19 protein-coding genes and 1 pseudogene are annotated in these 22035 nt (G+C 68.4%); 10 read left to right on the top strand and 10 right to left on the bottom strand.

The window, feature by feature from the left end; translation table 11 throughout:
- Nucleotides 1-35 precede the first annotated feature (35 nt).
- Nucleotides 36-680 carry a dihydrofolate reductase family protein gene (locus ACFXKN_RS11410; protein ID WP_378953155.1) on the top strand — a complete coding sequence of 215 codons (645 nt, stop codon included), beginning with the start codon at nt 36-38 and terminating at the stop codon, nt 678-680.
- Between the two features lie 74 nt (nt 681-754).
- Here the strand turns inward: ACFXKN_RS11410 and ACFXKN_RS11405 are convergent, their stop codons facing one another.
- Nucleotides 755-3274, bottom strand: coding sequence for a polynucleotide kinase-phosphatase (locus ACFXKN_RS11405; RefSeq protein ID WP_378953157.1), 2520 nt, complete (start codon nt 3272-3274; stop codon nt 755-757).
- Nucleotides 3271-4737: a 3' terminal RNA ribose 2'-O-methyltransferase Hen1 gene (locus tag ACFXKN_RS11400; protein WP_378953160.1), complete on the bottom strand. Its 1467-nt coding sequence runs from the start codon at nt 4735-4737 to the stop codon at nt 3271-3273. The genes ACFXKN_RS11405 and ACFXKN_RS11400 overlap by 4 nt, the downstream gene beginning before the upstream one ends.
- 191 nt (nt 4738-4928) lie before the next feature.
- On the opposite strand from ACFXKN_RS11400, the gene ACFXKN_RS11395 reads away from it, so the two are divergent.
- Nucleotides 4929-5630: an LppP/LprE family lipoprotein gene (locus ACFXKN_RS11395; protein ID WP_378953162.1), complete on the top strand. Its 702-nt coding sequence runs from the start codon at nt 4929-4931 to the stop codon at nt 5628-5630.
- A 54-nt stretch (nt 5631-5684) separates the two neighbouring features.
- Here ACFXKN_RS11395 and ACFXKN_RS11390 read toward each other — a convergent pair whose 3' ends face one another.
- Nucleotides 5685-6815, bottom strand: a complete 1131-nt coding sequence (locus ACFXKN_RS11390; RefSeq protein WP_378953164.1) for a metallophosphoesterase — start codon at nt 6813-6815, stop codon at nt 5685-5687.
- Nucleotides 6816-7114: 299 nt separating this feature from the next.
- Here ACFXKN_RS11390 and ACFXKN_RS11385 point away from each other — a divergent pair, with 299 nt between their 5' ends.
- A complete protein-coding gene (locus tag ACFXKN_RS11385; RefSeq protein ID WP_378953166.1) occupies nt 7115-8203 on the top strand; it encodes an alpha/beta hydrolase in 1089 nt (362 codons plus the stop codon).
- A gap of 66 nt (nt 8204-8269) precedes the next feature.
- Here the strand turns inward: ACFXKN_RS11385 and ACFXKN_RS11380 are convergent, their stop codons facing one another.
- The 4 genes and pseudogenes from ACFXKN_RS11380 to ACFXKN_RS11365 all read right to left on the bottom strand — a co-directional run bounded on the left by ACFXKN_RS11380 (nt 8270) and on the right by ACFXKN_RS11365 (nt 14227).
- Nucleotides 8270-11545 (bottom strand): arabinosyltransferase domain-containing protein, encoded by a 3276-nt coding sequence (locus tag ACFXKN_RS11380; RefSeq protein WP_379432934.1) that lies wholly within the window; start codon nt 11543-11545, stop codon nt 8270-8272.
- A 411-nt stretch (nt 11546-11956) separates the two neighbouring features.
- Nucleotides 11957-12235, bottom strand: a pseudogene (locus ACFXKN_RS11375) (hypothetical protein); the annotation flags it as partial.
- Between the two features lie 139 nt (nt 12236-12374).
- A complete protein-coding gene (locus tag ACFXKN_RS11370) occupies nt 12375-13355 on the bottom strand; it encodes a serine hydrolase (RefSeq protein ID WP_378953168.1) in 981 nt (326 codons plus the stop codon).
- Nucleotides 13352-14227: a LysR family transcriptional regulator gene (locus ACFXKN_RS11365; RefSeq protein ID WP_378953170.1), complete on the bottom strand. Its 876-nt coding sequence runs from the start codon at nt 14225-14227 to the stop codon at nt 13352-13354. The genes ACFXKN_RS11370 and ACFXKN_RS11365 overlap by 4 nt, the downstream gene beginning before the upstream one ends.
- A 169-nt stretch (nt 14228-14396) precedes the next feature.
- On the opposite strand from ACFXKN_RS11365, the gene bla reads away from it, so the two are divergent.
- Entirely contained in the window at nt 14397-15332 is a 936-nt protein-coding gene (bla, locus tag ACFXKN_RS11360) for a class A beta-lactamase (protein ID WP_378953173.1), read from the top strand.
- 14 nt (nt 15333-15346) lie between these two features.
- Here the strand turns inward: bla and ACFXKN_RS11355 are convergent, their stop codons facing one another.
- Both ACFXKN_RS11355 and ACFXKN_RS11350 read right to left on the bottom strand, forming a co-directional pair.
- Nucleotides 15347-15628 (bottom strand): helix-turn-helix domain-containing protein, encoded by a 282-nt coding sequence (locus ACFXKN_RS11355; RefSeq protein WP_378953175.1) that lies wholly within the window; start codon nt 15626-15628, stop codon nt 15347-15349.
- A 4-nt stretch (nt 15629-15632) separates the two neighbouring features.
- Nucleotides 15633-15965 carry a type II toxin-antitoxin system RelE/ParE family toxin gene (locus tag ACFXKN_RS11350; RefSeq protein ID WP_378953177.1) on the bottom strand — a complete coding sequence of 111 codons (333 nt, stop codon included), beginning with the start codon at nt 15963-15965 and terminating at the stop codon, nt 15633-15635.
- A gap of 77 nt (nt 15966-16042) precedes the next feature.
- Between ACFXKN_RS11350 and ACFXKN_RS11345 the strand changes: the two genes are divergently transcribed.
- The gene (locus tag ACFXKN_RS11345; protein ID WP_378953179.1) at nt 16043-16450 is read left to right on the top strand and encodes a RidA family protein; all 408 of its coding nucleotides are present in this window, start codon (nt 16043-16045) and stop codon (nt 16448-16450) included.
- Nucleotides 16451-16453: 3 nt separating this feature from the next.
- On the opposite strand, the gene ACFXKN_RS11340 is transcribed toward ACFXKN_RS11345, so the two are convergent.
- Nucleotides 16454-17368, bottom strand: coding sequence for an AraC family transcriptional regulator (locus ACFXKN_RS11340; RefSeq protein ID WP_378953181.1), 915 nt, complete (start codon nt 17366-17368; stop codon nt 16454-16456).
- 117 nt (nt 17369-17485) lie between these two features.
- On the opposite strand from ACFXKN_RS11340, the gene ACFXKN_RS11335 reads away from it, so the two are divergent.
- From ACFXKN_RS11335 to ACFXKN_RS11315, 5 genes are all read left to right on the top strand, one after another.
- Nucleotides 17486-18484, top strand: coding sequence for a saccharopine dehydrogenase NADP-binding domain-containing protein (locus ACFXKN_RS11335; RefSeq protein ID WP_379432926.1), 999 nt, complete (start codon nt 17486-17488; stop codon nt 18482-18484).
- Nucleotides 18481-19692, top strand: coding sequence for an SGNH/GDSL hydrolase family protein (locus ACFXKN_RS11330; protein WP_378953185.1), 1212 nt, complete (start codon nt 18481-18483; stop codon nt 19690-19692). The genes ACFXKN_RS11335 and ACFXKN_RS11330 overlap by 4 nt, the downstream gene beginning before the upstream one ends.
- Before the next feature lie 199 nt (nt 19693-19891).
- Nucleotides 19892-21286, top strand: coding sequence for a sensor histidine kinase (locus ACFXKN_RS11325; protein WP_378953187.1), 1395 nt, complete (start codon nt 19892-19894; stop codon nt 21284-21286).
- Nucleotides 21283-21693, top strand: coding sequence for a roadblock/LC7 domain-containing protein (locus ACFXKN_RS11320; RefSeq protein ID WP_378953189.1), 411 nt, complete (start codon nt 21283-21285; stop codon nt 21691-21693). Before ACFXKN_RS11325 ends, ACFXKN_RS11320 begins: the two co-directional genes overlap by 4 nt.
- On the top strand, nt 21690-22034 hold the full coding sequence (locus ACFXKN_RS11315; RefSeq protein WP_378953191.1) for a DUF742 domain-containing protein: 345 nt from the start codon (nt 21690-21692) through the stop codon (nt 22032-22034). The genes ACFXKN_RS11320 and ACFXKN_RS11315 overlap by 4 nt, the downstream gene beginning before the upstream one ends.
- Nucleotide 22035: the final 1 nt, after the last annotated feature.

Below are 22035 nucleotides of genomic sequence, written 5' to 3'. Positions count from 1 at the left end.
ACTGCTTGCACATTGCAATCAGAAAGGGCACCCCGATGGCTCAGATGGTTCGCGTTCAGAACTTCAGCATTTCCAGCGACGGTTACGGTGCGGGGGAGGGGCAGAGTCTCGACCGGCCGTTCGGCCACGCCGAACCCGCTGACTTCATGTCCTGGGCGGGCGCCACCGCGCACTGGCCGAACCGCACTGATCCCGGGGGCACCTACGGCCTCGACGACTACATCATCCGCGACTTCGCCTTCAACATCGGCGCGGAAATCATGGGCCGCAACAAGTTCGGCCCGCAGCGTGGACCGTGGGAGAACTACGACTGGCAGGGCTGGTGGGGCGACACCCCGCCGTTCCACACCCCGGTTTTCGTCCTCACCCACCACGAGCGCCCGTCATTTACCCTGGCCGACACCACTTTCCACTTCCTCGACGCCACCCCGAAGGACGCGCTCGCCCAGGCTCTTGACGCCGCCGACGGCAAGGATGTGCGCATCGGCGGCGGCGTCGCCACGGTCCGCGAGTTCCTCGCCGCCGACCTCATCGACGCGATGCACATAGCCGTCGCCCCGGTGGAAATCGGTGCGGGCGAACGACTGTGGGAAAGCTCCGACGAGTACGACGACCGCTTCCACCACGAGCAGATCCCCAGCCCCAGCGGAGTGGTACACCACTTCTTCTGGCGCCGATAAGCATCACCTGGCAGCCGCCGCCGTCATCGCAACCCTGAGCGTGGTCGGCACGGACCGCACCGCGGCTCCGGTGGTCAGAGGCGAGGGTCGGTGGGTACGGATTCCATGGCGAGGATCGCGAAAACCAACTCGTGGACACGCCACAGCGGCTCGCCGGTCGCGACGGCGTCCAGGGCTGCCAGGCCGAGGGTGTGTTCGCGGAGGGCGAGGGTGCGTTTGCGGCTGAGGGTGCGGTCTCGGAGGCGAGTGAGGTTCTGCGGGGTGGTGTAGTCGGGGCCGTAGATGATGCGGAGGTATTCGCGGCCTCGGCATTTGATGCCCGGTTGGGCGAGTTTGCCTTTGGTGCGGTGGGCCAGGCCGGCGTAGGGCTTGATGACCATGCCTTCGCCGCCTGCCTCGGTCATCTCGAGCCACCAGGTGGTTGCCTCGGCTTCGGCGGCGGGGTCGGACAGATCGACGATGCGGCGGCCGGTGGGACGGAAGGTCGCGGGGTCAGCCGCTACCAATCGGTGGCTGATGTCGAGGTGCCAGCCGTGGTCGCGGTCGGCGTAGGTGGCACCTTCGGAGGCCAGGAGGGCGAACGGGGCGATCTGGATGCCGTCGAGTCCTGTTGTCGGCCAGCAGTATTGACGGTATGCGGTGGTGAAGGCGGCCGCGTTCTCGGCTCTGGCGGCGGTGCGGTCGCGCAGTTCGCCGAGGTCGAGCCCGCGGGCCAGTCCGGCGTCGAGTGCCGCGACGGCGGACGGAAGTGCGGAGCGCGCGGCGGCGCCGGCAGCCGCGTACTGGGTGCGGATCAGCCCGGCTGCCTTGGCCGACCAGGGCAGCAGCTCGCAATCCAAGAGCAGCCAGTCCGAGCCGAGCTCGTCGAAAAGCGGTGCGGCTGCGGCACGTACGCGTTCCAGGAGGGTCTCGGTGAGGGACGGATCGTTGAAGAACGACCGGCCGGTGCGGGTGTAGATCGCACCGGAGCACCCGTCGCCGACCCCGAACCGGGCCGCTGCCCGGTCACGGCACACGAGCACCACGGCCCGCGACCCCATGTGCTTCTCCTCGCACACCACCTTGTCCACGCCTGCCGCGCGATAGTCGGCGAACGCTTCCGTGGGGTACTCGAGATAACCCTCGACGGTCGAGGTCGACGGCGGGGACATGGTCGGCGGCAACCACAGCAGCAGCCGAGGGTCGATCGCGAACCGGCTCATCACTTCCAGTGCGGCCGCGGAGTTCTCGGCATCGACGATCACCGTGCCGTGATCGGTACGGATGTGTCTGCGCCCGGTGACATCGGCGAGGTCGAGAGTCTCGTTGTCGCGCGCGGATTCGGCGTCGGCGAGCGGCCGGATCGGCTCGTAGTACATCCGCTCGGCCTGCACCGCGACGAACGTCTTCTCTGGGTAGCGCATCGCCGTCAGCTCGCCGCCGAAGACCGCGCCGGTGTCGAGGCAGACGGTGTTGTTGATCCACTCCACCTTCGGTGTCGGAACGTGCCCGTAGACAACCGTCGCCGCGCCGCGATAATCCCTGGCCCACGGATAGCGCACCGGCAAGCCGTATTCGTCTGTCTCTCCGGTTGATTCGCCGTACAGGCAGAAGTCGCGCACCCGTCCGGAGGCCCGACCGTGGTACTCCTCTTTGAGCCCGGCGTGCGCCACGACGAGGCGCCCGCCGTCCAATCGCAGGTGACTCACCAAGTCGTGGATCCACTGCGCGGCGGCTGAAACGAATTCCGGTGTCTCACTGTCCAATTGCTCGAGTGTCTCGGCCAACCCGTGCGACACCGTGACGTTCTTACCACGCAGCTTCTTGAGCAACTTCTGCTCGTGATTACCCGGCACGCACAGCGCATGGCCGTTCGCGGTCATCCCCATCACCAATCGCAGCACCCCTGGTGAATCGGGCCCACGGTCGACCAGGTCACCGACGAAGACCGCCTGACGACCCTCCGGGTGCGTGGCATCGACCGGTCGACCCGCTTCGTCGCGAACCAGCGCCCATCCGAGTTCGCCCAGCAGCGTTTCCAATTCGGCTTGGCAGCCGTGCACATCGCCGATGATGTCGAACGGCCCGGTGAGTTCACGCCGGTCGTTCCACGCCTTCTCGTAGGCGATCGTCACGTCCGCCGGATCGCTGACGACGTGCACCTTGCGAAAACCCTCACGGCCGAGCTCGCGCAGCGAACGCCGCAGGTCCTGACTCTGCCGCTTCAGCACATTGCGCCCGAAGGTGCGATCGGTGCGGCCCTGAGTGCGTTCCCACGCGACAGCTTCGGGCGTATCGATGACGATCGCGACCGGCAGCACATCGAAAGACCGTGCCAGCGAGACCAATTCGGCCCGCGCGTGCTTCTGCACATTGGTGGCGTCGATGACCACCCGGCGACCGGCGCGCAGCCGGATCCCGGCGATGTGACCGAGCGCGTCGAAGGCGTCCTTCGTCGCGGACTGATCGTTCTCGTCGTCGGCGACCAAGCCACGGAAGAAGTCCGACGACAGCACCTCGGTGGGCTTGAAGTGCTCGCGGGCGAAGGTGGATTTGCCGGAGCCGGAGATGCCGATGAGGGCGATGAGCGACAGTTCGGGGAGGTCGATGTTCATAGCGCGCCTTGACGATCGGGCCCGGAGGGGGTGGTGGAGGGCGACCGCGCAGGGTCGGGTAGCGGCGCCGTGACCTTCCGGAAGAGCGCGAGCTGGGTGGGGGAGCCGGTTCGTGGGTCGTGGTCGCCGACCGGGCGGATGTCGACGGTGTAGCCGAACGTCTCGGCGACGCGGGCGCACCACGCGGCGAATTCCGCACGGGTCCACTCGAATCGGTGATCATCGTGGCGGTGACCGTCGAGGGTTTCGTAGTGCACGTTGTATTCCACATTCGGCGTCGTCACGATCACCGCGCCAGGTGCGGCATGCCCGAAGACGGCGCGTTCGAGCGCGGGCAGTCTGGACTCGTCGACGTGTTCGATCACCTCCATGAGCACCGCCGCGTCGTAGCCGCGCAGCCGGTTGTCGTGGTAGGTCAGGGCCGACTGGATCAGCGTGATCCTGGCCCGCTGCCGGTCCGACATCCGATCGAATTTCAAGCGCCGCTCCGCCATCGACAGCGCCGCGCTCGAGACATCGGCGCCGACGATGTCGGTGAACCGGGCATCGGCTTGCAGCGCGAGGAGCAAAGCGCCTGGGCCACAACCGAGATCGAGCACCCGCGATGCGCCGGTCTCGGCCAGCGCGGCGAGCACCGCTTCCTTGCGGAGCTTCACGAGCGGCGTGCGGCGCTCGGCGGCTTCGACGCGGTCGATCGCGTCCCCGGGGATCTCGGCCTCATCGAGCGGCTCGTCCACCGAACGCAAACGTTCCAGCGCGGACAGCATCAGGGTTCGGCGTCCGGTCAGATAGCGTCGCGCGATCATCTCGCGGTCGGGATGGGCACCGAGCCAGCCCTCGCCCGCGCGCAACAGTTTGTCGACCTCGTCGGCGTCCACCCAATAGTGCTTGGCGTCATCGAACACCGGCAACAGCACGTACAGGTGATTCAGCGCCTCCGCGAGCCGCAGCGTCCCGGTCAAGCGTAGGTGGGTGTAGGGCGAAGGGCCCCATTCCGGGAACTGCGGATCGAGCGGCACCGTCGTCGTCGACACCGTCCAGCCCAGCGGCGCGAACAGCCTTTCGACGATCTCTGTCCCGCCTCGGCAGGGTACGGCGGGCACCTCGATCTCCAACGGAATCGCCGTCTCCGCCAGCTCGGCACGGTCGCGGCTGGTCCCGTTCAGCGCCGACCGGAACACCTTGCCCAACGCCACCGACAGCAGGCTCGACGCCACATACGGCCGGTCGTTCACATAGCGTCCGAGCGCGGATCCGTTGTGCCCCTTGGTCGGTCGCGCCAACTCGACCGGGTCTACATCGAGCAGCAGCGCGACCGTGCAGCGGTCGACATCGGCCTGTGGATAGAAGACGTGTGCCGTGCCGCCGGTGGTCGTGAACGACTGCACGCGGTCGGGATGTTTGACCACGAGGTAACCGAGGTCTGTCGCCGGCGTGTGAGTCGTAGAGATCGTCAAGAGCACTTGCTGATCCTGTCACGCCCCGCCAGCGGTTTTCGCCTGGCGCCGCGACGACCAGCTCCAGGCCTCAGGGTGCGGATGTCGCACCCTAGGGTGAGGATTGCGTTGAACCGCCTAACGACCGTGCCGAGGGCCCCGATGAAGTGTGCATATACGCGCGCTACAGCGCGTAGGGGACACAGAATCGAGGAACCATGAAGAACGCAGTTCGGATGGGTGCGCTGATCGCCGTCGCCGCGGCGCTGGTCGCAGGCTGCACTGGCGAGAGTGGTTCAGGGACAACCACTTCGACCTCCCACTCGACGGCAGCCTCGTCGGCAAAGCCCGCGCCGGGTACCCAGGCGCCGGGGCCGACCGCGCCCGAGGAGACCGCCGCACCCCAGCCCGGCGCCACCATCGCGCCGGAGCCCGAAACGCCGCCGGTCACACCGCCGCCCACGATCATTCCGGTGCCCGACACCACCTCTCCCGCCCCCGGCAACAACATCAGCGGACCCGGTCGCTGCATCGATACGTCCTCCACCGGCGTGCAGAATGCCCTGGCGAGCCTCACCGGAAGCTGGGTCGCCGGGCAGGCCTCGGCCGATCAGCCGGGTAACTGCGGGGAACTGCTGTGGGTGCGCGCCATCGGCGGCAACTCGGCGGGCGCACCGATTCACGTGCTGTTCTTCCATGACGGAAAATACTTGGGCACAGGCACTTCCGAGCCGTATGCCTTCACCACCGTGGTGGGGTCGAGCAGCACCGCCGTCACCGTCGAGTACCGGTGGCTGGCCGCGGACGAGCCCTTCGCCGCACCCCAGGGCGGACCCGCGACGATCACCTACTCGTGGACCGGTTCGAGTGTCGTGATGAGTGGCCCGTTGCCGTCGGAGGTCACCCAGCCCCACCGCTGATCTCGTGCGATTCACCCAGCCATGTGGGCGACTCGCTGGGTGAAGTCACGCGGATCAACGGTGCGGATGCAGCACCAGCACGGTGATCTCGCTGGGTGCGAACACCCGGAGTTGCGGACCCCAGAAGCCGGTGCCGCGGCTGGTGTAGAGCTGGGTGTTGTTCGCGTGCCTGCTCAGGCCCGCGACCACCGGCTGGTCGAGCCGGACGAGATAGTGGAACGGCCAGATCTGCCCACCATGGGTGTGACCCGAGATCTGTAGCGCGACGCCTGCCGCGGCGCTGTCGGCGATCTGTTTGGGCTGGTGGGCCAGCAGCACCACCGGCACATCGGGGGCGCCGCTCAGGGCGGCGGGCAGGTCGGGGCCGTGGCCGGGCAGGCCCTTGCCGGTCGGGTCGTCGATACCGGCGACGACGAGCTGGTCGCCGTCGCGGGTGACGACCCGGTGCTGGTTGTGCAGCGGCTCCCAGCCGATCGAGGCCATGTGGTCGATCCAGCCCTGCGCGTCGCCGAAGTACTCGTGGTTGCCGGTGATGTAGAACCGGCCGAGTGGCGCCTTCACCTCGGCCAGCGGGTCGACCTGGGCGTGCCGCTTCGCCACCGATCCGTCGGCCAGATCTCCCGCATGGCACGCGATATCGGGCTGCTGCGCGTTGACCACCTCGACCACGCGCTCCGACCACCGTTGCCGGTCGAGCGCGGCGTAGTGGGTATCGGTGACGACCACGACGCGCAACCCGTCGAGCCCGTCGGCCAGTCCACGGATCGCCACGTCCACGGTGCGCACCCGTGGCACCCGCCGCGCCTCGTAGACGCCCCAGGCGACCAGCGCCGCCGCGATCACCAGCACGCCGACCGCGACGAACCGCGCGGCGAGCGCGCCGTCGACACCGGCCACGGACAGTGCTCCGCGCGCGAACACCCCGATCACCGACCAGGAGAACACCACCCACAGCACCCCGAGCAGGGTGTCGCCGACGATCACCGCCGGATCGGACTGCGCGGGCCCGTGCCCGAGGAACATGGTGAGCGGTAGGCACCCGAGGGCGGCCACACAGATCGCCGTCCCGATCCAGAACAGCGTGCCGCTGCCACCGGTCGGCGCCGAGATCAACATCCACCAGGGCACCCCGAACAGCAGGGCGAGGACCAGCAGCAACATCATCAGGCGTACGGCGAGCTTCACGACGGTCCCGTTCTGGGGCAGGGCGGCCGGGCACGGCCACGAATCGACCTCCCAGGGTAGCGCTCCGCCCGGGCGCTCCCTCGCCGAGAATCCGCGGAACCGTACGCACGCGCGAAGCGGGCTGCCCCACTGCGCAATTCGATATTCCCGGGGGTCGCCGGGCGCGCTATGCTGCCCGGCAGGGCCCCGCACGCAGGTTTCGTACCGTGGCGGGTCGAGTGGGGAAGCGGCGCGGCCGCGTAAACGGGAAGGTCAGTACACCGATCATGCGTGGGGTAAATATTCTTTTTCGGCGGGTCATGGCAGGTGCGGTGGTGGCGGTGCTGCCCTTCGGCGCGTCGGTCGCACCCGCGGCAGCCGATGCCGACCCGTCCGCGATCGACTTCCGGGTTGATACGTCGATGGGTGAGATCAACACCAGGATCATCCGCGCGGCCGACGGTAACACCGATCGGGTGGTCTACCTGCTCGACGGCGAACGGGCCGAGGACGACCTGAACGGCTGGGAGAAGCACACCACCATCCCGGCGCAGATGGCGAAGTTCAACATCAACGTCGTGATGCCGGTGGGTGGTCAGTCCAGCTTCTACGCCGACTGGGAGCAGCCGAGCAGCTTCGGCGGCATCAATCCCGACGGGTCGCTGCTGCCGAGCGCGGACTCCGGTTCGGCGATCGGCGGCTGGGAAGACACCCAGGGCAAGACCAACACCTACAAGTGGGAAACCTTCATCACCAAGACCCTCCCGGACGCCATGAAGTCCCGGCTGGGCTTCAGCTCCACCCGCAACGGTGTGGTCGGTCTGTCCAGCGGTGGTAGCGCGGCGATGTTGATGGCGGCCTACTACCCGGAGCAGTTCACCTACGCGGGCTCGCTGTCGGGCTACCTGCACATGTCGATGCCCGGCATGCGTGAGGCACTCGGCGGGGCGATGATCGCCAGCGGTGGGTACAACATCGAGGCGATGGCGCCCGCGGGCAGCGAGAAGTGGCGCCGGATGGACCCCTACGGTTTCGTCGAGAAGCTGATCGCCAACAACACCCGCCTCTACGTCTCCGCGGGCAGCGCCAAGCCCGCCGATCAGGATCTGTCCTCGATCGACGCGATCACCCAGGGCATGCCACTGGAAGCGATCGCCCTCGCCAACACCCGCTCCTTCGAAAAGCGGGTGACCGCACTGGGTTACGAGAATGTCAGCTACGACTTCCCCGACATCGGCATCCACAACTGGGGCACCTGGGAACAGGTCGCCATCCGCCTGATGCCGGACATGGCACGCAATATCGGCAAGCCCTTGCCTGCGGGCGCGACCCCGCCCAGCGGTGGTGCACCGCCCGCCGGAGGACCACCGGCCGGTGGACCGCCCGCCGGTGGCGAACCGCCGAAGTAGCCGCTGTCACCACCGAAACCGCCGCCACCCCTATTCGGGTGGCGGCGGTTTCGTGTTTGTCGGAGGTCAGCTGGTTTTGATCGGGGTTTCGTTCGTCAGGCCCCAGCGGGTTTCGGTGTGGACGTCGATGTCCGCCGGTGGCGCGGCGACCGTGCGGGTGAGGCGTTGGAGTTCGCCCCAGTCGCGGGTCCAGTCGTCGGCCAGGTAGGCGGGGATGGTGCGTGACTGCATGAGCAGGCCGGTCCAGCCGAGGGGGCCGCCGCCGGTGTCGCCCTGCCAGGTCTCGGAGACCTGGGCGTTGAGCTTGTCGGGCTGGATTCGCCAGATCGGCATCTCGGCGACGCCGTCGCGGTGGTCGAACGGGCGCTGGCACGGGAATGCCAGTCCCACATGCCAATCCGCGAGGACCGGGTCGGAGCTGCCGACGACGGTGTTCAGGCTCGACAGTTTCGGCAGGCGCGGCGGGGTGATCGCGAGCCACTGCATGGGGTCGGGCTCCGCGGCGTCGACGACCAGTCGAATGGCTGTGGTGCCTGCGGGAATTCGATCCAGCGCGACCGGGAGATTCCGCCAGCCCGGAGCACCACCAACCGTTGGCGGGATCACATCGCCTAGGGCGGTGGTGGTTCCGTCCTCAGCACGACGAGCGAACTCCACCCGCAATCGCTGGCCTGGCATGCGTGAGCCATCGGGTGCGGTGGACTCGATTCGCCCGGCCACTGTCAGGATCAACACTCGGTACGCCGGATTCTGCTGTGCGGCAGCAAGATCCATCCGATACCACTGTGTAGTCAACTGGGTGCGTTGCGGTTCGCCAGTCGAGTAGCTACCGAGTACCGGTGTGCGCTCCGGAGCGAGCCCGAACGGCAATGCGACTGTGCTCCCGTTCACGCCGGTCACCGCGGGCCCGGACGAGCCAGGTGCTCCCGGCGGTCCCGCATTCGGACCGTTCGGCGGTGCCCCGGTGGAACTGCCTGGTGCGGAGCCGTTCGCCCCACCACCCGGCGTCCCGTTCGTGCCCGGAACAGCGCCTCCACCAGGTGTTGAGCCGCCAGGACTTGCGCCGCCGGGGCCTGAGCTGCCGGATGCGCTGGCACCCGGGCCGCCCCCGCCGGGTCCGCCCCCGCCGGGTGCGCCGCCACCCGGGCCGGAACCGCCGGGACCACTGCCGCCGGGTCCGCTGCCCCCGGGGCCAGGGCCCGAACCTGAAGGCGGGGCAGAGGATTGGCCGGGTCCGGGATCGGGAGCGAGGCTGCCGATGCCGTTCGGGGTGAAGCCGGTGTTCTCGGCGGCCAGCCCGTCGGCGGCGGTGCCGCTGTACGGGGTGAGCAGCGAGTCCGCGGTGTTGGTCTCGACGAGCACGTCATCGGCCATCGCGCACTGGTTCCCCGCCAGCGCGCGCAGATTCGACAGCCCGACCGAGTAGGCCGGGTATTGCGAAATTGCCGCCGAGGCAAGCGATCCCACTTCGAACAACACCATGGCTGCCGCGGCAACGGTCAGCGGCGCGACCGCGGGAGCTCGGCGAGTTCGTCCACTGCCGACATGACCGGCAACAGCGCGCACGCGGCCACGATCGACAACGCGGCCACTGCCGGCACCTACCTCGGACTCGCGGCCGACGTCAGCACGGTCAACGTCACCGTTGGCCGGTGCGAACGGCGCACGGTAGTACTGGCACAGGGCGGTGACGAGGGCCGCGGCCGTAGCGGTGAGGAAGAAGGTCGATACCTCGATGCCGCCGAGAGCGGGTGCGCGATCGGGCCAGGGGACTCCGTAGCCGGAGACGTACCACCAGCCGTTGGAGCCGGTGAAGCTCACGGCGAGCAGGAACAGGACGGCGGCGGCGAACAGGGTTCGGAGAAAGTTCTGTCCGACGCGGACCAAGGCCACCGCGGTGATCGCGGCGAGGGCGGCTGCCAGGCCCGCGTAGATGCCGAAGTGGTGGGTCCACTTGGTGGGGGTGAACATCATCAGCAGCAGGGCCATGAAGACGACAGCGAGGATTCGAGTGACCGGGCCACGGGCGGTCGCGGGGACGCGGCCGCGGCGCAGGGTCGCGACGATGCCGACGGCGAGGCACAAGAGCATGGCGAGGATGCCGAAGCGGCGGGCCAGGGAACCGTCGGGGTTGACCGACAGCAGGGAATCCCAGCGGGTGCGTTCCTCGAACCAGGACATGTCGGGGCCGACGAGCTGGCGCACGCGGGTGGCTTCGAGGACGGTCGAGAAGGTTTGGTCGGCGAACACGACGACCAGCACGAGGGTGCCCGCGGCGAGGATCGGGGCTACCAGTGCGCTGTACCGGAGGAAGGTGGCTCCGAGAGTGATCGCGACCGTGCTCGGAGCGGACCGGGCGACCGCGACGGTGCCCGAGTCCGGCGTGGCACGGGCGATGATCGTCCGGATTACCGGTCTCGAACCAGCCAAAAGTGCTGCCACGCAGATCAATCCGGTGGGGCCCGCCGCGAGGGAGAATGCGGCGATCAGCACCGCGACGGCGGCGGGCAGAAGGCGGCGGGTAGCGATCGCCCGTTCCATCGAGCACCAGGTGAGGACCGCGCCGACCGCGATCAGGGGTTCGGGGCGCAAGCCGTTGTTGTAGGGGAGCCAGATCGACAGGAAAACCAGCGCCGCTGTCCAGCGCGCCACTACGCTCGAACTCACGCCGGAACCCAGGCGCGGCAACACTTCCCGGCTGAGCACCAGCCAGCAGACGAACCCGGCGAGCAACGCGGGCAACCGCATCCACAGCCCGGCCTCGCTGACCCGGGTCATCTGGGCGAGCACCTCGTAGGGCCACCCGAACGGGGCCTCGGCGACCTGGAACCACCGGTAGTAATTGGCGGTGTAGCCCGCTTCCTTCGACGCGCGCGCCATCGTCAGGATGTAGCCGTCGTCAGAACTGTTGGCGCCGATCACATGCCACCCGACCAGGGTGGCCGCGACCACCGCGTCGAGACCGGTGAATCGCCACCAGCGTGCGGGCAGGATGCGACGCGTACGACGGCCGTCGCGAATATCGCCGCGGTGCAAGCAGATCAACGCGAGCAGTGCACACAGCACCGCCCCGATGATCGCCGCCAGCTTCCAGCCACTCGGACTCGACGAGAACCGCGCATCGATCTCGGCATGCAGCCGCGCGTCCCCCATCCGTCCACGATCCAATTCGGTGAAGACCCCGACCAGCTGCGGCCGCACATCAGCGTCGACGGTCGTCTTCATCGGCGACCCGTCTGCCCGAGCCATGCCGGTGAGCTCGGCGGTCGTGCTCGCCGCCGTGGAAACCACCGTCAACGCACCGCATCGAGCATCCCGCGCATTCGCAGCGTCTCCCGGCACACCGGGCCCACCCGCCGGACCGGCCGGCGGCTTCGTAGTCGAAGGCGGTGCGCTTGGTCCGTTCGGCGAAACCGCTCCTGAAGGGGGAGCGCTGCCGGGCGGTGGCGACCCTGGCGGCTGGCCGGTACCGGGTACCCCTGAAGTGGGCACGCTGGGCGGTGACCCGTCACCGCTGGGGGACGGGTTCCCGGCAGGAAGACGACCGCCCGGATCGGTGCTTCCATCAGCGGGAGCACCAATCGGTGGGGTGCTGCCGAGGGGCGGTGCACTGCTAGGTGGAGTGCTGCTGGGAGGTTGGGCGCCGGTAGCCCCCGCAGGTTGGTTTGTCCCGGTGGGCGGGGGTTGTGTGCCTGCCTGGCTCTCGGCCGCGGAGCCGGGCGCGCCCGCGTTCGCTGGATCGCCTCCTGCGATATCCGCGATCGACGCGCTCAAAAGCAGCTTGTCGCGCAGGACCACAGACAACGTCCGCCCAGCTCCCGGCCGGTCCTCGATTCGCGCGACCAACCCCTTCGACCCGGCTCGCGGCGCCTGGGCGGGAACTGTGGACAGCACGGTCCCGCCGGTCATCTCGCGCAACGCGGTACACGGAATGCTCAGTTCGAGTGACAGCGGCACGTAGTCCACGAGCGGCGCGCTGAGTTGCATCGACTGCGGCTGCGGCCAATCCAGGCTCGCGCGCTGCTGCTGCACCGGCAGCAGCGGAGTCGCCACCGCCAGCACTACACCCAGCGCCCCCGCCGCGATCCCGATTTTCTGCACTCGGCCGAAGCCGGAAGAATCTCCACCCACAAACGACGATGCTAGCCATGGTGGTGCCGTAGTGGTCGCCTCAGTGCGGGCGGCGCAGTTCGGTGACGGCGATCCGTGCCGCTTCACCGATCGCGGCGTCGACCACCGGCAGCATCGGGTCGGCGCGGGCGGCGCGGGTGAAAACCGCTACCGCTACCGGCGTTTCGCCGGGGAACTCGATGACGGCGACTTCGTTGCGGATCACCCCGATGGTGCCGGTCTTTCCCGCGACGAGCACCCCGCGATGGGGGAATCCGGCGGCGATGCGGTGCGGCCAGATCTGCTTGCTCATCACCGTGCGCGCGAATTCGATGCTCGCCGTGGACAACATGTCGCCCGACCACAGCTTCCACAGAAACCGGGTCATCTCTTCGGGCGTGGTCGCGCTGGCGAAGGACGGGTCGTAGGCGGAAACCGTCCACGCCTCGTCATTGTCGGCCAATGCCGCGAAAGCCTCTGCGGTGCTGTGGGTATCGGTATCGCGCACCAGGCTGCGGTGCTGGTCGGCCGTGCCGCCGACGATGCGGGTATCAGTCAGGTCGAGTTCGTGCACGAGCTCCACCACCGCGGCGAGGCCGACCTCGCCGAGCAACACGTCGGCGGCGGCATTGTCGGACACCGTCATCATCGACGTAGCCAGATCGCGGCGGCTCAGCGTGACCGGATCACGCAGTGCCGCAATGCCGGTGGGGCCCGGAGTGCAGTCCGCGGGGTTGATGGTGAGACGGCCTGCCGGGTCGATCCGGCCGTGGTCGACCTGCCGCAGGAAGGCCGCCAGCAACAGCAGTTTGTAGACCGAAGCGATCACCACGCGGTCGCGCCCACCGACAGAGACCTCGCCGGGGGATCCGTCGCAGCGCCGGGCGTGTAACCAACCGGCACAGCCCGCGTCGGCGAACACCGCGCGAATCCTGGCGGTCGCCGATTCAGCGACGCCTGGCACGCGGCAACCGCCCTCGCCATAACCATCCCAGCTCGCATCGGGCGGACCGATCGCCTCAGCCGCGTCGAACCTGCTCATCGCAGCCGCTCCCGGTAGAGCACCCGATCCAACGCCTCGGCATGGGCGCCGGCATCGGCCCGGCGAATCACCCTGACCCGCACTGCGATCGACTGCGGCGCCAACGTCAGCCAGGCCACCCCCGGCGTCGGGGTCGGCGGTGTAGCGCTGACACCGAAGCTGGTGCCCGCGGCGACGGCGGCCAGCACCGCCCGATCATCGGGAGCTGCGAGCGGTGGCGCGTCCAGTCCACGTTCCCGCAGCAGATCGATGATGCTGTCGAAGGCAGGCGGGTTCGCGGCGCGCGGCGGATGTGCGAAATTCAGCCCGGCGAGCATCGGGAAGGTCGGGCGCTCGGCGGTGGTGGTGCGGTGCTCGGCGGGCACCACCAACCAGCGCGGTAACTTCACCACCGGTCCGGCCTCGACACCGTCGACCAGCGCCGGATGTTCGACCACCGCCACATCGCACACACCCGCCCGCACCTCGGCGACGAGATCGACGGTCGTGCCCAGCGTCGTCGCCACGCTGCCACCCGCGGCGCGCAGGCCCGTGACACACGCGGTGACCAGCCGATCGGGCAGCGCGGTTGTCGCCGCGAACCGCACGGTGCCGCTGAGCTGCGCGATCCGCTGTGATTCGGCGAGCAACCGATCGGCGTCGTCGACGAGCAGCCGGGCACGCGGCAACAATTGCCTGCCCGCGGTGGTGAGCAGTGCGCCGTGGCTGGTGCGGCGGATGAGTTCGATGTCGAGATGCTGTTCGAGGCGGCGCAATCCCTGCGACAAAGGAGGTTGGGTCATGTCGAGCGCCGCTGCTGCCCGCCCGAAGTGGCCCTCGTCCGCGACAGAGACGAAGAACCGGAGGTGGCGGATCAGATCCATATCGGCCATTGAACCAGCGCGCTTGCTACCACTTGGTCGATCGGCGAGGACGCGGCCGGTGGCGATCGGCCGTTTGGGTGGGGTTACCGCCACCTACCTGCGGTGATATCGAGCGCGACTTGTCCAGGCGGGTGTCCGATATTGGCCTCACGGTGGCCGACGATGATGTTGTGCACCGGTGACTCCCACCGCACTGACGCGCCGCGCGCCGCGCCTCCGAACCCGAATCGCCGCCGTCGCGCTGGCGATCTCGGCCGTGACAACGACGGCCTGCTCGAGCAACGACGTAACACCGGCGCCACCGTCGACATCGGGGCTTGCGGCGTCGGCCGCGCCAGCCGCATTCGTCGATATGGAAGCGAAATACGGTGCCCGGCTTGGACTCTCGGTCGTAGATACCGGCAGCGGCGCGACGGTGAACTACCGTGAGAGCGAACGCTTCCCGATGGCTTCGACCTTCAAGGGCTTGGCGTGCGGCGCCCTTCTACAAGCCCATCCGCTGTCCACCGGCTACTTCGACCAGGTCATCCACTACACGGCGGCCGACATCGTGGTGAACTCCGCCGAGACGGAAAAGCACATCGATACCGGGATGACGGTCTCCGCGATCTGCCACGCCGCGATCACCGTCTCCGACAACACCGCGGGCAACCTCATCCTCCGATTGCTCGGCGGCCCAGCGGGTTTCACTGCCTTCTTGCGCACCCTCGGCGACAATGTCTCCCGCCTCGACCGCTGGGAGCCCGAGCTCAACACCGCCATCCCGGGCGACGAACGTGACACCACGACCGCCGCGGCCCTGGTCGCCGACTACCGCGCCCTCGTCCTCGGCACAGCCCTCGCCGACCCCGAACGTGCTCAGCTCACCGACTGGCTGCTCGCCAGCGCCACCGGTGCCAAACGCATCAAAGCGGGCCTGCCCGCCGACTGGAAAGTCGGCGACAAAACCGGCACCCCCGCCTATGGCTCCGCCCTCGACGTAGCCATCGCCTGGCCGCCCGGCCGCGCGCCGCTCGTCCTCGCCGTCCTGACCACCAAGCCCGAACAGAACGCGCAACCGTCCAATGAACTCGTAGCCGAGGCAACGAAATTCGCTGTGGGCGAGATCGATTAGCCAGTTGGTCCGCCTCACGCGGTCTTTCGCATTGTCAGATGGGTGTGCAAACCGAGGCGCGCACCGAAGCCGATCAGCCTCTCCAGGCTGTACACACCCTGCTTGCCTGCCCGCATCTCATAGATCCGTGACCTGGCGACACCGAGTCGCTCGGCTGCCTGGGTGGGCGTGAGTTCCAACTCATCGATCCGTGCGAGCACCGCGTCCAGTGCCTCGGCCCAAACTCGAAGCCGCTCGGCCTCTTCTGGGGAGTCCGTGATCGCTTCCCATACATCGGACGTTCGCTGAATTCTCATGGCTTCATCCCTTCCTTGCATCCGCTTCCGCCGCGCGATAGCGGTCCCGGCCGACGGACAAGTCGCCGGGCGCGGTCTTTTGCGTCTTCTTCGTAAAGGTATGGAGCACGTAAACGACATCGCCGAATCGAGCGACGTAGAACATGCGATATGCGCCGGTTCGATCGCGGTATCGAAGTTCGAATGCACCGGCGCCGACAGTCGGCATCGGCTTGAAGTCGAGCGGCGTCTGGCCTGTCTGGACTCGGTGTAGGCCGTAACCGAGGCCACGCTGGACCGGCTGCGGCAATTCGCGCAGCCGGTCCAGCGCGTCGCCGACCCACCGGAGTTCCTTCATGCCGAAAGTATACAGGTAGCATGTATATCGGATCGGCTACCATCATCCGCACAGACGTTCGAGTGGCGGGAGAAGGCATGTCAGTGGAACTGGTGAATCCGGAAGGGCTGCCCAAACCGGAGGTGTATCGGCAACTCTCGATCGCGACAGGCTCGCGGCTGGTCTTCCTGGCCGGGCAGGTCGCCCGTGATGCCGACGGAAATCCGGTCGGCACAGGTGATTTCGCTGCTCAAGTCGAGCAGGCGTATCTCAATATCGGCACCGCGCTCGGGGCGATCGGTGGTTCGTTCGACGATGTCGCGAAGTTGACCATCTATGTCGTCGACTGGAGTGCGGACAAGTTCCCGCTGCTCGGTGAAGGTGTCGCCAGGGCGGCGGCGAAGTTGGGGGTCGATCCGGTCAAGCCGATCACGCTGATCGGGGTGGCCGCGCTCGGTGAGCCGGATCTGCTCGTCGAGGTCGAGGCGACAGCCGTGCTCGACTGAGGATCACAACACTCCGGCCACCAGGACTTCGGTCGGTGCCGAGCGGTATCGGCCTGGGGCCGTGTCGAATTCGCGCTTGAAGGCTTTGCTGAAGGCGTACTCGGAGCTGTAGCCGGTGCGCCTGGCCACGGTGGACAGGGGGTGGTCGGTGTCGCGGAGCAGACGGGCGGCGGTGAGCATGCGCCAGCGCGTGAGGTAGGTCAGTGGGGGTTCGCCGACGAGGTTCATGAAGCGTTTGGCGAAGGCGGCGCGACTGAGACCCGCTCGGGCACCGAGGGATTCGACGGTCCAGCCGTGGGCGGGGTCGTCGTGGACGGCGCGCAGGGACCGCGAGATGTCGGGGTCGGCGACCGCGGCGGCCCAGCCGGATGTCTCCTTGGTGTCCGCCAGCCGGGCACGCAGCAGGTAGAGCAGCAGCAGATCCAGCAGCGGGGGTATCGCCGCGTCGGCGCCGGGGTGGGTGTCGGTGAGTTCGTCGGCGAGCAGGTCGACGGCGGCGCGCAGCGACGGATGGGTGCCGAGCCGGGCCGGAATGTGTACCACCTCGGGCAGTTCCGCCAGCATCGGATGGGTCCGGTCGGCGGCGAGCTGGTAGGAACCGCACAGCAGGGTCGCGGGAGCGCCCGGTCCCGCTACGGTCCGAACGTCGGCCGGTCCGGCGGTCTCGGTCACCGGGCTGTCGAGCTGGTCGAGCAGATCGTGGGCGACACCGCGCGGCATGAACACCGCGTCACCGGCGCCCAGTGCCAGCGGCTCCGCGTCGGGCCGCGTCAGCCAGCACGAGCCCTGGAGCACCACGTGAAAGCCCGCGCTCTCGATGCGCGGATACGCCCGGCCCCACGGCGCGTGCCGGACGAACATGCCGGAGGCCGGGTTGCCGGTCTTCGCGGTGGCCAGGACATCGCTCAGTAGATCCATGTCCAGAATGATACCGGGTAGAGACGATTGGATATCTGGGAAAGACTATTGATGATTTCCTGTCTTTGATCTGGCTCATACGCTGAGTTCATCAGCCCGATGAACAAGGAGAACGACATGAAGATCGCCGTCTACGGAGCCAGTGGCCACGTCGGAACATTCGCGGTGCGGGAGCTGCGCGAGCGCGGTATCGAGACCGTGGTCGTCGGCCGCGACGCCGAGCGCCTCGCCGGTCTCGGCGCCGAGGTCCGCGTCGCCGCCGCCGACGATCACGCCGCCCTCGTCGCCGCGTTCGCCGATGCCGACGCCGTGATCAGCACGCTGCCCGACTTCACCGGCACCGGCGAAGGAGTCCTGCGCGCCGCCATCGCGGCAGGCGCCCACTACGTCGACGTCGCGGGCGAACAGCTCTTCGTCGAGAAGGTCTTCGCTGAATACAGCCAGCTCGCGGTAGAGGCCGGCGTGACGCTCTCGACCGCGACCACCGAAGCCGGGATCGTCGGTGACCTACTCGCCCACCTCGGGGCGCGGCGACTCGGCGGCGCCGACGAGATCGTCCTGAGTCACGTCGCCGCGCCCGGCGGCGAGGGCTCGCGCGGGAGTATGCGCACCGTCTTCCAGAATCTAGATGTCTTCACCAGTGGAGGCTTGTCCTGGTCCGACGGCGAATTCCACACCGGCCCCCAGCCCCGCCGCGCAACCTTCCTACTCCCTGACGAGACGGAACCCATTGCAGTGATGAAGTTTCCACAACCCTCGGTCGTGACGATTCCACGCCACACCGCGGTGCGCTCGGTAGAGGGCGTCCTCGCGAAGTCGATCTTCGAGATCGTCGGCACCGTCACCGCGGCCGATCTCGATGCGGCGCCCGAAACGCCGTCGGTCCCGGCCGCGTACTCGATGGTCGTCGACATCCATCGCGGCGGCCGGACACTGCGCGGCATCGGCAGCGGCCCCGACGCCTACCGCAACAGCGCCCAACTCGCGGTCGAGGTCGCGACGCGCATCGCGACGGGCGCGGGCAAGCCGGGCGCGCAGTCACCCGCCGAACTGTTCGAGCCGGTCGAATTCCTCGACGCCCTAGCTACTTTCGGCATGACATGGTCGCTCCGATGACGGTGCGCCTGCGCTGGATCGCCGCGCCCGTCGCTGCCGTAGCCGCGTTGGCCCTGGTGGCATTCGGTGCTCGCGACACCGAAACCTCATGGTCGAGTGCGTGGGCGACCGCTGTCCAGTACCCGATCTACCAGAACTGGTCCGCACTCGGTTTCTCCGATCAGACTGTGCGACAGGTGGTTCGCCTGTCGGAGGAGGGCCCCCAAGTCAGAATCCGGCTGTCGAATCGCTACGGGGAGTACCCCCTGCCGGTCACGGCGGCGACCGTCGCCGCGAGTGAGGGTGGAGCCGCTGTCGTCCCGGAATCGGTGCGGGCGTTGACCGTTGGCGGACAGTCCACCTTCGTGATCGCTCCCGGGGGCGAGATAGTCAGCGATGCGATGGACACGGCGGGGGCGTCGATGGCGGTGACTCTCTACTTCGCCCAACCCACCGGCCCCGCGACCCAGCACGGCCAGGCGCTCGCCACCACCTATCGGGCACAGGGCGATCACTCCGCCGAGCCCTCGGCGGCACCGTTCACCGAGACCTCCCAGTCCTGGTACTACCTCGCAGGCGTCGACACCTTGCGGCCGAGCGCGGGCGATGTCACCGTGGCCTTCGGCGATTCGCTCACCGACGGCTACCGCTCCACCCTCGACGCCGACTTGCGCTACCCCGACCAACTCGCGGCGGCGGGCCACCACGGCCCGGTGGTCAACGCCGGAATCAGCGGCAACCGGCTGCTCACCGACTCGACCGTGCTCGGCGACAGCGCCCTGGCTCGTTTCCGCCGCGACGTTCTCGAACAGCCGGGCGTCGGCACCGCCATCGTTCTGATCGGGATCAACGACATTGGTCTGTCGGGGAGCGCGGGGCCCGACGGGGTGGTCTACCCACAGGTTTCGACGGCTCAGCTCATCGCCGGATACCGCGAATTGATCGCCCAGGCGCGGACGGACGGTGTGTATATCGTCGGCGCGACCATCCCGCCGTTCGCCGGGTCGACCTACTTCTCGCCCGAGAAGGAGCGATTGCGCACCGAAGTGAACACGTGGATACGGGAGTCGGACGCGTTCGACAAGGTGGTCGATCTCGAACAAGCGCTGACCGAACCCGGTGATCGCACCCGCCTCGCCGCGGCGTTCGACAGCGGTGATCACCTGCACCCCAATGATTCCGGCTATCGCGCTATGGCGGTGGTTATCGCACGAGCCCTCGCCACGTGATCACCGTCTCGCCGCAAGGACCCCGAGCAGGCCGGACGCTGACCCGTACCCGAACGGCCGGTGAACCCTGATCGGTCGAGTGGCAGGTAGGGCGGGGGCTCGATATGCTCGACTCCGACTTCGAAACAGGCTGCCTTGCTGCGTGTTTGCTCGACCACTGATGGCTTGGGGGCCTGTGAGTACTGCGGAAGTACTGCCGATGGCACAGACAGTAGCCGCACCGGAGGGGTCCGGTGACAGCGTCGGATCTGTGGTGCTCGGTGCGGGGGTGGCGGTGGTGGCGATCGCCGCCGTGACCGCGGTGTTCACGCCGCAGACTATCGGCATCCCGGTGCTCGCCGCCGCGGTGGCCGCGGCACTGTTCGGCTGCCCCGCGGTCTGGTTCGCACTGCGTCAGCGTGCGCAGGCGCGCGCGAGTCTGGCCACCGCCCAGCTGGCCGAACAGCGACTGGCCGCCACCGTGGCCGAGGCGAGCGCACGTCTGACCCAGGCCGACGAACACACCGCCGCGTACGCCTGGGAAGCCCAGGAGAATTCGCGGCGGGGCGCGGCGGCACTGGCCGCGTTCGCCGGTGCGGCGGGGCGAATCCAGGCGATGACCACCTCGATGCTGGCCGAACTGCGCGAGATGGAACACCGTCACGCCGACCCGAGGGTGCTCACCGACCTGCTCCACATCGACCACCGCACCGCCCAGGCGGGGCGCCTCGCCGACAGCATCGCGGTCCTGTCCGGTGCGCGCACCGGCCGCCGCTGGGCGAAACCGATTGCGATGGAATCTATTCTGCGCGGCGCGATGGGTCGCGTGGCCGGATATCAGCGGGTACGGCTGCGCGCGATCGCCGAGATCGGCATCGCCGGGCATGCCGCCGAAGGCGTGATGCACAGCCTCGCCGAACTCCTCGACAATGCCTGCAACTTCTCGCCGCCCACCACCGAGGTGCACGTCTACGCCGCGGAAGTGCCTGCGGGCGTGGTGATCACGATCGAGGACAGCGGCCTGATCATGAGCGATTCCGCGCTGCGCCGCGCCGAAGCCGCCGTCACCGGGCGCGACCACAAGGGCAAAGGCGCCGACCTGGCCTCGCTGTCGGGAACCAGGCTCGGGCTCGCCGTGGTCGGGCATCTGGCGCGCAAACACGAACTCACCGTGTCGTATCGGCCGTCCGCGATCGGCGGCACCGCGGTGGTCGTTGTCGTCCCGCGCGAGCTCACCGCCCGCGCCGAACGCCGCAGTCGCACTGCGATGGCCCCGCCGCGCTTCGCCGAGCCCGCCACGCTGAGCCAGTTCGACAGTCCGATCCCACGCAGAACCGACACCGGCACCATGGATTTCAGCGCGCCTGCCGGTCAGCACGCGCGACCGGAAACCGACGGTGTCCCTTCCTCCTCGCCCACGCTGCCGAAACGTCGCCGGGGCGACACCCTGGCCCAGGTCCACCCCGAAGGCCTGACCACCGCGCCGGCCGCCAAGGCCACACCGGCCGAGCCCACCGCCCTCGGTGCCTTCCAGCGTTCCGCGCCGGGCCGCACCACCGCAAGCCACGAACCGGGCAGCGCCGCCGCGGCTCCCGACCCACTGGAGGACCGATGACCACCACCGCCCCCGCGAATCTCGGCTGGCTGCTCGAGAAGCTGCTCGCGCGCACCCCACGCGCCAGGCATGCCCTGCTGCTGTCGGGTGACGGCCTGAAGATCTGCCACACACCGGAACTCGATGTGGACCGCGCCGATCAGCTGGCCGCGATCGCCGCCGGATTCCAGAGCCTGGCGCACGGGGCATCCGTGGAGTTCGGTGACGGGCGTGGCGGCGTTCGCCAGTCGATGACCGAGTTCTACGGCGGCATCCTGTTCGTGGTCGAGGCGGGGCGCGGCGCGCACTTGGCGGTGGTCGCCGCCGAGGACGCCGATGCCGGTCTGGTCGGGCACACGATGCACGAGCTGGTCGAACAGCTCGGCGAGCACCTGGCGACCCAGCCCAGACGCGGAGCGATCGATTGACCAGGGCAGGTCGCGACGACGATCCCGACCGGTTCTATACCCTCACCGGCGGTCGCGCGCCGGTGACCGAGGACTTCGACCTGGTCACCCTGGTGGTCAGCGAGTCGGCACCCACCGCGGGTATGTCCTCGGAGCAGGCCGCGGTCCTCGACATGTGCCGGGCGCCGACCGCGGTGGTGGAGATCGCGGCCGAGCTGCGCCTGCCCGTCGGTGTCGCCACAGTTGTGCTGTCGGACCTGCTGGCCGCGGGCAAGATCACGGTGCGCCCACCGCTGTCGGCGGCGATGTCGCTGGATGCTTCCACCCTCGAGAAGGTGCTCGTTGGACTTCGCAAGCTCTGAG

Origin of the sequence: Nocardia sp. NPDC059195 (genome assembly GCF_042754695.1) — a bacterium.
Classification (GTDB): Bacteria; Actinomycetota; Actinomycetes; order Mycobacteriales; family Mycobacteriaceae; genus Nocardia.
This window is presented reverse-complemented; position numbering and strand designations above follow the sequence as displayed.

Excerpts from the sequence above, each read along its gene's own strand:
- ACFXKN_RS11410 (WP_378953155.1), top strand. The coding sequence starts at position 36 with ATGGCTCAGATGGTTCGCGTTCAGAACTTCAGCATTTCCAGCGACGGT.
- ACFXKN_RS11405 (WP_378953157.1), bottom strand. The coding sequence starts at position 3,274 with ATGAACATCGACCTCCCCGAACTGTCGCTCATCGCCCTCATCGGCATC.
- ACFXKN_RS11395 (WP_378953162.1), top strand. The coding sequence starts at position 4,929 with ATGAAGAACGCAGTTCGGATGGGTGCGCTGATCGCCGTCGCCGCGGCG.
- ACFXKN_RS11385 (WP_378953166.1), top strand. The coding sequence starts at position 7,115 with ATGGCAGGTGCGGTGGTGGCGGTGCTGCCCTTCGGCGCGTCGGTCGCA.
- ACFXKN_RS11370 (WP_378953168.1), bottom strand. The coding sequence starts at position 13,355 with ATGAGCAGGTTCGACGCGGCTGAGGCGATCGGTCCGCCCGATGCGAGC.
- ACFXKN_RS11365 (WP_378953170.1), bottom strand. The coding sequence starts at position 14,227 with ATGGCCGATATGGATCTGATCCGCCACCTCCGGTTCTTCGTCTCTGTC.
- ACFXKN_RS11355 (WP_378953175.1), bottom strand. The coding sequence starts at position 15,628 with ATGAGAATTCAGCGAACGTCCGATGTATGGGAAGCGATCACGGACTCC.
- ACFXKN_RS11350 (WP_378953177.1), bottom strand. The coding sequence starts at position 15,965 with ATGAAGGAACTCCGGTGGGTCGGCGACGCGCTGGACCGGCTGCGCGAA.
- ACFXKN_RS11345 (WP_378953179.1), top strand. The coding sequence starts at position 16,043 with ATGTCAGTGGAACTGGTGAATCCGGAAGGGCTGCCCAAACCGGAGGTG.
- ACFXKN_RS11340 (WP_378953181.1), bottom strand. The coding sequence starts at position 17,368 with ATGGATCTACTGAGCGATGTCCTGGCCACCGCGAAGACCGGCAACCCG.
- ACFXKN_RS11335 (WP_379432926.1), top strand. The coding sequence starts at position 17,486 with ATGAAGATCGCCGTCTACGGAGCCAGTGGCCACGTCGGAACATTCGCG.
- ACFXKN_RS11330 (WP_378953185.1), top strand. The coding sequence starts at position 18,481 with ATGACGGTGCGCCTGCGCTGGATCGCCGCGCCCGTCGCTGCCGTAGCC.
- ACFXKN_RS11325 (WP_378953187.1), top strand. The coding sequence starts at position 19,892 with ATGGCACAGACAGTAGCCGCACCGGAGGGGTCCGGTGACAGCGTCGGA.
- ACFXKN_RS11320 (WP_378953189.1), top strand. The coding sequence starts at position 21,283 with ATGACCACCACCGCCCCCGCGAATCTCGGCTGGCTGCTCGAGAAGCTG.